Raw genomic sequence first — 6,594 nt, 5'->3', positions numbered from 1 at the left:
CAATCTTAATTAACCATCCACTAAAGTTATAAAAAAAGGAGATTAAAAAATGTCAATTAACGTAGAAAGTAAAAACACTCAAACTAACCAATCAGCAACCCAAGATTATATTAAAAAAGTGCTTCAATTAATCGAACAAAAAGAAATTTCAAAAGAAGATGCACAGTGGGTAACAAAAGAAACGGTCGAGAATTTCCGTGACCATGTAAACCCAGGGTTTTTGGAATACCGCAAGACGGTCACTAAAGACACACAATTCGCTTCGGTTGAGTGGTCTGATCAAGATTCCTGTTTTACGGATGTAAATGGAAAAAAATATATTGATTGTTTAGGTGGATTTGGAATTTATAATGTAGGCCACCGTAACCCAAAAGTTGTAAAGGCTGTAACCGATCAATTGCAAAGACAAGCCCTTCATAGCCAGGACTTACTTGATCCATTACGCGCAATGCTCGCCAAGATCCTTGCCGAAATCACGCCGGGAGATCTAAAATACTCGTTCTTTACGAATAGCGGTACCGAGAGCGTGGAGGCTGCACTTAAGCTGGCCAAAATGTACAGTGACCGACACACGATCATTTCCACGACAAAATCATTTCATGGAAAAAGCCTTGGTTCACTATCGGCAACGGCAAAAGGCATGTTCAGAAAACCGTTCATTCCATTGATCCCAGGTGTGCGTCATGTACCTTTTGGTGATGTGGATATGATGAGAAAAACGTTTGAAAGTTGTGCGTTGGTCGGTGAAGATGTTGCTGCTGTACTATTGGAGCCAATCCAGGGTGAAGGTGGGGTCATCCTTCCTCCGCAAGGTTATTTAAAGCAAGTTCGGGCATTATGTGACGAATATGATGCGTTATTAATATTGGATGAAGTGCAAACTGGAATGGGCCGTACTGGTAAAATGTTCGCTTCCGAGCTATATGATGTTGTTCCGGACATTATTTGTTTAGCAAAAGCATTTGGCGGCGGGGTAATGCCTGCAGGGGCTGTTGTAGCCAATGAGAAAGTGTTTAAAAGCTGGTTCGACAATCCATTCATGCACACTACGACATTTGGCGGAAATCCACTAGCTTGTGCTGCGGCCATTGCGACGATCGACGTACTTTTGGAAGAAAACTTACCGCAGCGTGCTGCAGAAGTTGGTGAATACTTCTTAAATGGGTTAAGGGAAGTGGCTGATGAGCACAAAGATAAGGTTTTGGAGATCCGCGGCCAAGGTTTGATGATCGGTATTGAGTTCCATAAAGATGAAGTGGGTTATGAATTCTCAAAGGCCCTCTTTGATAAAGGCATCTTGGTAGCAGGTACGCTCATAAATTCCAAAACAATAAGGATTGAGCCGTCATTGACTATTAAGTTGGATGAAGTCGATACAGTCATTAAAGCGTTTAAAGAAGTCTTGCCGACGCTGCAATCTTAATTTATGTAAGCAGAAAAACAGCCTTAGGGCTGTTTTTTTGAATTGGAGGGAGATGGTATGGGGATTACTTACATATTTTTGTTTTATAACTGCTCCTCAGAAATTTTTTTCAAGAAAAATGAGTCATGAAAACGGGAATTACACAGATTGGACAAGGATTTAATTCCTTTAACGTAATTTGGTATGTTATAATAATTTCTGGAAAAAGGAGTGATGAAGATATGACACCTGCTCTGCAAAAAATGTGGATATCCTTTATAGCTATGGGCTTTATGGTTATCTCTATATTTCTAATCTACTTAAGCCGCTATAAATTAAAAGGTTTTTGGAGAGTCTTGACAGCAATTATCGCATACATACTTATGATTCTGGCCGGCTTGATCATCCTTATCGTTGTTCTTAGCGGGCCAACCACTTGATAGGTGAGGAGAAATGATGAGAAATTTTTTCAAAATATTATGTTTATTATGCATCTCTGTATCATTATCTGGCTGCTTATATCCGGAAAAGCAAAAAATGCAAAACCAACTGCCTTATAAAGAGCAAATACAATCAGTCCAAAGTGCAGTGGACCAATTTCAGAAAGATGAGGGCGGCATACTGCCCATCGTTACAAAAGACGCTGAAACACCGATTTATCAAAAATATGTCATAAAATTTTCTAAGATTTCACCGAGGTATATGGCTGAACCGCCAGACAATGCCTTTGAATCGGGAGGCGTCTTTCAATACATCCTCGTAAATGTTGAAAAGGATCCGACTGTAAAGCTGTTGGATGTCAGGATGGCGCAGAAGATTCAGGATGTTTCCTTGAGATTGACTGCTTATCAGCAAAGCAACGGATATCCGCCATTTAAGGAAAGGTTATCCGATAATGTCTTCACTCTTGATTATGAAAAAATGGGCCTGAAGGAAGCTCCGACGGTCACGAGCCCATTTTCACAAAAAGACTTATATCTTGTAGTCGATGGTCAAGGCAGTATTTTTGTTGATTATACCCCGGATTTACTTGAGGCATTGAAGAAGCATGAGGGGGAAATTAAGCAAGGTGAAGATATCCGGAAACTGCTGGTTCAGAGTTCGGAGTTCGTCCCTGCCTATTCATTGCCATATACAATTGATGGAAAAACAAATAATCCAATATTTCTTACAAAATAGGCATAACCCTTCTTCTGCAAAATATATTGTAGGGGAAGGGTTATTTCATTTATCTTTATTTCATCTTACTTTTAAAATAACAACCCTTATATAAAATTTCTGGTGGAGGAAGGGATTGAACCAGGGAAATAATTGGAATAAATTTTTAGGACAACATCATAGATATATAGTGTCCTAAATAAATGCAAATGGATAAACGAAATCCCAAAACTCTAATTCGGGAGGGGATACCTTGGAAAAGGTAGATATTTTTAAAGATATAGCTGAACGGACCGGTGGCGATATATACTTGGGGGTGGTCGGTGCCGTCAGGACAGGGAAATCCACATTTATTAAAAAATTCATGGAGCTAGTCGTCATTCCGAATATACCGTCAGAAGCGGACCGTGCCAGGGCACAGGATGAATTGCCTCAAAGTGCAGCCGGAAAGACGATCATGACGACGGAACCAAAATTCGTACCGAATCAGGCAGCATCGATTCAAGTAGCTGAAGGCCTCGACGTGAACATCCGTTTAGTCGATTGTGTCGGTTATACAATACCAGGGGCTAAAGGGTATGAAGATGAAAATGGTCCCCGCATGATTCACACACCTTGGTATGAAGAACCGATTCCGTTCAATGAAGCGGCTGAGATCGGTACTCGCAAAGTAATTCAGGATCATTCCACATTAGGTGTAGTCGTTACGACGGATGGATCGATAGGAGAAATTCCGCGAAGTGATTATTTAGAGGCCGAGGAAAGGGTTGTCGAAGAATTGAAGGAGGTTGGCAAACCATTTATCATGATTGTCAATTCCGTTCAGCCCCACCACCCGAATACGGTAGCACTGAAGGAATCCCTTCAGGAAAAGTATGATATCCCTGTATTGGCCATGAGTGTCGAAGGAATGCGGGAATCGGATGTTTATAGCGTACTGCGCGAGGCCCTGTACGAGTTTCCTGTCCTTGAGGTCAATGTTAATCTCCCGAGCTGGGTAATGGTTCTGCGCGAGGATCATTGGTTGAGGGAAAGTTACCAGGACGCGGTTAAAGAGACCGTCAAGGACATTAAACGCCTGAGGGATGTGGATCGTGTAGTCGGTCATTTCAATGAATTCGAGTTCATTGACCGTGCCGCGCTTGCAGGCATTGAGATGGGTCAGGGTGTTGCAGAAATAGACCTATATGCCCCAGATGAACTCTATGATGAAATCTTGAAGGAAATTGTCGGTGTAGAGATCCGGGGCAAGGATCATCTGTTATCATTGATGCAGGACTTTGCGTATGCTAAAGCAGAATATGATCAGGTGGCCGATGCATTAAGAATGGTCAAACAAACTGGATATGGTGTTGCAGCCCCATCCCTTAACGATATGAGTCTTGATGAACCGGAAATCATCCGTCAGGGAGCCCGGTTCGGTGTCAGGCTAAAAGCCGTAGCTCCTTCCATCCATATGATCAAGGTCGATGTCGAATCCGAGTTCTCGCCAATCATCGGTACTGAAAAGCAAAGTGAGGAATTAGTCCGGTATCTGATGCAGGATTTCGAAGACAATCCACTTTCCATTTGGAACTCCGATATTTTTGGCAGAAGCCTAAGTTCTTATGTAAGGGAAGGCATACAAGTGAAATTAGCGATGATGCCAGACAATGCGCGATATAAATTGAAAGAAACACTGGAGAGGATCATTAATGAGGGCAGTGGGGGATTGATTGCCATCATCTTATAGAAAACGTTTAAAAGCTGGACCAACTCCATTTATGGATTGGTCTTTTTGCATGGGATGAACGGCAGGATCGCAGAAAAAATACCATTTTTGAATGCTAATATTTGAAATGATCTGCCGTTATTTAGTATAATCTTAAAAAAACCCTGTGGTTAAGCGATTTTCAGCAATATAATAAGTTTAATTTCTATAAAAAAGGGAAATGATGAATAGCGAAAGACAAAATTTATAATATATACAATTATTAATGAAAAGATTCCCATTATTTTTTGAATTCCCTTGCTAAGCTAATAGGATTTGTGATAATCTACATACAGAAAACGCGTTATAACAGCGATTTCAACCTATTTATAGGTTTCCGGATGAATTATTTGGAAATTATTCGGGCTTGGTAATCCATGATTGCCAGGGAATGAAAATTTTTTGACCGAAACTAATATCAAATCACTATTATAGTGTTGTAATAATGATTTTTTATAAAGATCCCTTTTGGGAGGAGGTGAATGGCATGAACAAAACAGAATTAATTAATGAAGTTGTTACAGCAACTGAAATTTCTAAGAAAGACGCTACAAAAGCTGTTGATGCTGTTTTTGATACAATCTTAGAAGCTCTAAAAAACGGTGATAAAGTCCAATTGATTGGTTTTGGTAACTTTGAAGTTCGTGAACGTGCGGCTCGTAAAGGCCGTAACCCACAAACTGGTGACGAAATCGAAATTGCAGCTAGCAAAGTGCCAGCTTTCAAACCCGGTAAAGCGCTGAAAGATGCAGTGAAGTAATTCTACCATTACATACGGGTGCTTAACCGAAAAGGGCCGCGTGAAAACGCGGTCCTTTTTTTGCTTCTTAATTTCCATCTGTGATAATATAAAAGACAGTGAATATTTTTGAAACGCTAACAGATGGTAAATCCGCCACAAGGAAATGACCATCCGAATACAGCTTCCGACGAAACTGCCTTAAAGGCCGTCAATGTATGGGGGAATGGGTCGCTTTAATAATCGTAATTATCGATATCCGGGTGCAACGCCTTGGATTTTTTATCTGAATACATAATATTATTGATTTTTTAGGAGGTACAAAAAATGGCTAATGTTGATCATGCCAAATTAGAAGAAGCGGTTAAAATGCTTCTTGAAGCTGTAGGGGAAGACCCAACGAGGGAAGGACTGCTGGATACTCCTAGCCGTGTAGCCAGAATGTATGAAGAAATTTTTTCTGGACTTAATCAGGATCCAAAGGAATATTTCGATACTGTTTTTGGGGAGGACCATGAAGAACTCGTACTTGTAAAGGATATTCCGTTTTACTCAGTATGTGAACATCATTTAGTCCCTTTTTACGGGAAAGCCCATGTAGCATATATTCCGAAAAACGGAAAAGTGACTGGCCTAAGTAAATTGGCACGGGCGGTTGAGGCTGTATCGAAGCGTCCGCAACTTCAAGAGCGCATCACTTCTACAGTTGCTGACTCGATAATGGAAAAGCTCGAGCCACATGGTGTAATGGTTGTAGTAGAGGCTGAACATATGTGCATGACCATGCGCGGTGTAAAAAAACCCGGATCTAAAACAGTGACTTCCGCTGTAAGGGGAACGTTTGCGAAGGATCACCGTACTAGAGCTGAAGTGCTGGCATTCATTAAAGACTAAGGACATGGGGGCAGGAAAAAATGAATGAAAAAAAGATTCTGAATGATTTTGTCGTAATCAAAGCCATTGAGGATAGCGTGAATGTCATCGGGTTGACAAGGGGAACGGACACCAAGTTTCATCACTCCGAAAAGCTTGACTCGGGAGAGGTGATGATCGCCCAATTCACCGAGCATACCTCGGCAATTAAAATCAGGGGCCATGCAAAGGTCTATACTCCATTCGGAGAGATAGAAAGTGATTCCAAAAAGAATTCTCCTGATAAATGATAGCGTCTCAATGCCTGGTTAATTAGTAAATCAATCATCTGATATGGGTTTAACAAGCTGTAAATTTCCCGCATCCATTTTTTTGAAGAGCAAAAGACAATGGTTTCCTTATTTTTGGAAGTTTCATTTTATAAACGTTGACCATTTCATCTGATTGTTTTTATGGTATAATAATGTGTATTTGACACAGACAGAAACCAATATGTATGAAAAAAATTATCTTTCGGGGATGCAAGGGTGATCTCAATTGTTAAACATAACGGACGACATAAAGCAATTAAAACGATTAATAGAAACGAAAGCTCAACATCCATATTTATTGAAGTATATACAAAAGCCAAGCTTGGACGAAGATAAACTGATATTGCTTTGGGGATTGTTT

7 protein-coding genes are annotated in these 6,594 nt (G+C 40.5%); all 7 read left to right on the top strand.

Annotated features, from left to right (window positions below):
- Positions 1 to 49: 49 nt before the first annotated feature.
- The gene (locus ACFVSH_RS21420) at positions 50 to 1,423 is read left to right on the top strand and encodes a putrescine aminotransferase (RefSeq protein ID WP_260286040.1); all 1,374 of its coding nucleotides are present in this window, start codon (positions 50 to 52) and stop codon (positions 1,421 to 1,423) included.
- A 221-nt stretch (positions 1,424 to 1,644) separates the two neighbouring features.
- A complete protein-coding gene (locus ACFVSH_RS21415; protein ID WP_048681698.1) occupies positions 1,645 to 1,842 on the top strand; it encodes a DUF2768 domain-containing protein in 198 nt (65 codons plus the stop codon).
- Positions 1,843 to 1,855: 13 nt separating this feature from the next.
- Positions 1,856 to 2,581, top strand: a complete 726-nt coding sequence (locus tag ACFVSH_RS21410) for a hypothetical protein (protein WP_387597651.1) — start codon at positions 1,856 to 1,858, stop codon at positions 2,579 to 2,581.
- A 232-nt stretch (positions 2,582 to 2,813) separates the two neighbouring features.
- Entirely contained in the window at positions 2,814 to 4,292 is a 1,479-nt protein-coding gene (gene spoIVA / locus ACFVSH_RS21405; RefSeq protein ID WP_214789416.1) for a stage IV sporulation protein A, read from the top strand.
- A 505-nt stretch (positions 4,293 to 4,797) separates the two neighbouring features.
- Positions 4,798 to 5,070: an HU family DNA-binding protein gene (locus ACFVSH_RS21400; RefSeq protein WP_034308023.1), complete on the top strand. Its 273-nt coding sequence runs from the start codon at positions 4,798 to 4,800 to the stop codon at positions 5,068 to 5,070.
- Positions 5,071 to 5,376: 306 nt separating this feature from the next.
- Complete coding sequence (folE, locus tag ACFVSH_RS21395; protein ID WP_076365641.1) at positions 5,377 to 5,943, top strand: GTP cyclohydrolase I FolE; 567 nt, start codon at positions 5,377 to 5,379, stop codon at positions 5,941 to 5,943.
- Positions 5,944 to 5,963: 20 nt separating this feature from the next.
- Positions 5,964 to 6,212: a trp RNA-binding attenuation protein MtrB gene (mtrB, locus tag ACFVSH_RS21390; RefSeq protein ID WP_076365643.1), complete on the top strand. Its 249-nt coding sequence runs from the start codon at positions 5,964 to 5,966 to the stop codon at positions 6,210 to 6,212.
- Positions 6,213 to 6,594 lie beyond the last annotated feature (382 nt).

Origin of the sequence: Peribacillus sp. NPDC058002 (genome assembly GCF_042886655.1) — a bacterium.
In the GTDB taxonomy this organism is placed as follows: Bacteria; Bacillota; Bacilli; order Bacillales; family DSM-1321; genus Peribacillus; species Peribacillus aracenensis.
This window is presented reverse-complemented; position numbering and strand designations above follow the sequence as displayed.

What these genes read in the sequence shown, in the direction of transcription:
- folE (WP_076365641.1), top strand. Translation starts at nt 5,377, where the DNA reads ATGGCTAATGTTGATCATGCCAAATTAGAAGAAGCGGTTAAAATGCTT.
- ACFVSH_RS21410 (WP_387597651.1), top strand. Translation starts at nt 1,856, where the DNA reads ATGATGAGAAATTTTTTCAAAATATTATGTTTATTATGCATCTCTGTA.
- mtrB (WP_076365643.1), top strand. Translation starts at nt 5,964, where the DNA reads ATGAATGAAAAAAAGATTCTGAATGATTTTGTCGTAATCAAAGCCATT.
- ACFVSH_RS21400 (WP_034308023.1), top strand. Translation starts at nt 4,798, where the DNA reads ATGAACAAAACAGAATTAATTAATGAAGTTGTTACAGCAACTGAAATT.
- ACFVSH_RS21415 (WP_048681698.1), top strand. Translation starts at nt 1,645, where the DNA reads ATGACACCTGCTCTGCAAAAAATGTGGATATCCTTTATAGCTATGGGC.
- ACFVSH_RS21420 (WP_260286040.1), top strand. Translation starts at nt 50, where the DNA reads ATGTCAATTAACGTAGAAAGTAAAAACACTCAAACTAACCAATCAGCA.